Raw genomic sequence first — 2,029 nt, 5'->3', positions numbered from 1 at the left:
AAGGCAGAGCCGTCAGATTTACAGTCTGATCCCTTTGGCCGCTCGGGAACCCCTCCCCAAGTGCGAGGCGCATACTATCAGATCCAGAGGCTTTGTGAACCCCTTGATGAGGTATCTGGCAGTAAAAAATGACTGTTCGTCGATTTTTTGATACATACAGCTCAAAATTCAAGCTTATCAGCAAGTTGTGCGCTGCTTTTCTGCACAAAACAGCATCTGTGCAATTTGGCGATCGTGGCGAATACAAGAGAGATAGCAGAAGACCGCCAGCGTCGGCGGTCTTCTCGGGCATCACATCTAGCGCTGGAACGGGTAGACGGAACCCAGTTTCAGGATCTGGGTCAGCTCGTCCAGCGCGCTGCGAGACTCCTGCACCAGGGTCGGATCACGCAGGTCATCGAGGGTCAGGCGGTCACGGTAGTGGCGATCTACCCAGCCATCGAGGCGGGCAAACTGGCTGTCGTTGATAAGGCAGGCCGGATTGACCGCAGCGAGTTCCTGATCGTTCATGGCAACCCGCAGTCGCAGGCAGGCCGGGCCGCCACCATTACGCATGCTCTGTTTCACATCCATATAGTGGACCGCCTTGATCGGAGTCTCCTGCGTCAGCAGCTTGCCAAGATAGGCCGACACCGCCGGATTATCGCGGCACTCGGTGGGGGCGATAATGGCCATCTCGCCGCTCGGCAGGGTGAGGATCTGGGTGTTGAACAGGTAGGATTTCACCGCATCCAGCACGGATACCTCGGCAGTCGGCACTTCGATAAAGTGCAAATCCCCCTCGCCAAACTTGTCGCTGATCTCTGATAGCACGGCTTCGGTGTTGAGGAACGCTTGCTGGTGGAAGAAGAGCACATTCTGGTTGCCCACTGCGATCACGTCGTTGTGGAACACTCCCTGATCGATCACCTCCGGGTTTTGCTGAATAAACACCACGCTCTCCTCGCCAAGGCCATGCAGGCGGGCGATGGCCTGGCTTGCCTCCAGAGTCTGGCGAGCCGGATAGCGCTTCGGCGCCGGGCGGGAGTAGTCAAAGGCGCTGCGGCCATAGACAAACAGCTCGACCCCCGCCTCGCCGTAGGCGCGGCAGAGGCGGGTGTGGTTGGCCGCCCCCTCGTCGCCGAAGTGATCATTTTCCGGCAGGTGGAGGTGGTGGCTGAAGTGGCGATCATTGTTGAACACGGCGCGCAGGATACGGCCAGTGACGTCCGGCTCCAGGGATCGGTGAAACTTGTTGGTCAGGTTGGCGGGGGTGAAGTGAATGCGGCCATCCCGTGTATCGGCACTCGGGGAGACGGTGGCGGCGTTGGCGGTCCACATGCTGGAGGCCGAATAGCAGGCGGCGAGTACGGCGGGAGCCTGTTTGGCGGCCTGTTCCAGCACCCGGGCATCGTTGCCGGTGAAGCCGAGGCGGCGCAGGGTGGCAAGATCGGGGCGCTCTTGTGGCGCCAGTACACCCTGCGTCATGCCAAGCTCGGTCAGCGCCTTCATCTTGCGCAGCCCCTGTTTGGCGGCCTCTTTCGGATTGGAGGCTTCCTGGGCATTGCTCTGGGAGGCAACGTTGCCGTAGGAGAGGCCTGCATAGTTATGAGTCGGGCCGACCAGACCGTCGAAATTGACCTCGAAGTGCTTCATTGAGTACATCCTTTCGATTTTTATGATGGGTAGCGGTTCCTTCCGCGCACAATGCGTCGGGGTTGGGCCATTATAAAGAGATTTTATGTTTTTGTAACAAGCCGGTAACCAGCAGACGTTTTTATGTCGTTTCAGATATAGAAAGAGGGGCGGTATGGCAGAAAATTGAAAAAGCGGTTGCGTCCGGCCTGTTGCCTTCGCATTAATAAATAAAGAAGCAATAAAAGAAGCCGTGTGGTTCGGGCTGGTCAGGCAAATTTGCTCACAAGATTGCTTTTTCGCGCCAAATCTCTTATACAGCCCCACAAAACCGCACACCAACCCCGTCGGGTGCAATGAGGATAATAGTTACAGCATGGGCAAATCACTGGTCATAGTGGAGTCTCCGGCCAAG

1 protein-coding gene is annotated in these 2,029 nt (G+C 57.2%); it reads right to left on the bottom strand.

Annotated elements, in window-relative coordinates; translation table 11 throughout:
- Positions 1 to 297: 297 nt before the first annotated feature.
- Positions 298 to 1,635, bottom strand: a complete 1,338-nt coding sequence (gene astB, locus G5358_RS20910) for an N-succinylarginine dihydrolase (RefSeq protein ID WP_421245203.1) — start codon at positions 1,633 to 1,635, stop codon at positions 298 to 300.
- Between the last annotated feature and the right edge of the window lie 394 nt (positions 1,636 to 2,029).

Source organism: Aeromonas sp. 604176 (assembly GCF_049170755.1).
Taxonomy (GTDB): Bacteria; Pseudomonadota; Gammaproteobacteria; order Enterobacterales; family Aeromonadaceae; genus Aeromonas; species Aeromonas veronii_A.
The sequence above is the reverse complement of the archived record's forward strand: the minus strand, read 5'-3'. Positions and strand labels throughout refer to the sequence as shown.

Bases quoted from the DNA above. Each gene is read 5' to 3' on its own strand.
- astB (WP_421245203.1), bottom strand. From the start codon at position 1,635: ATGAAGCACTTCGAGGTCAATTTCGACGGTCTGGTCGGCCCGACTCAT.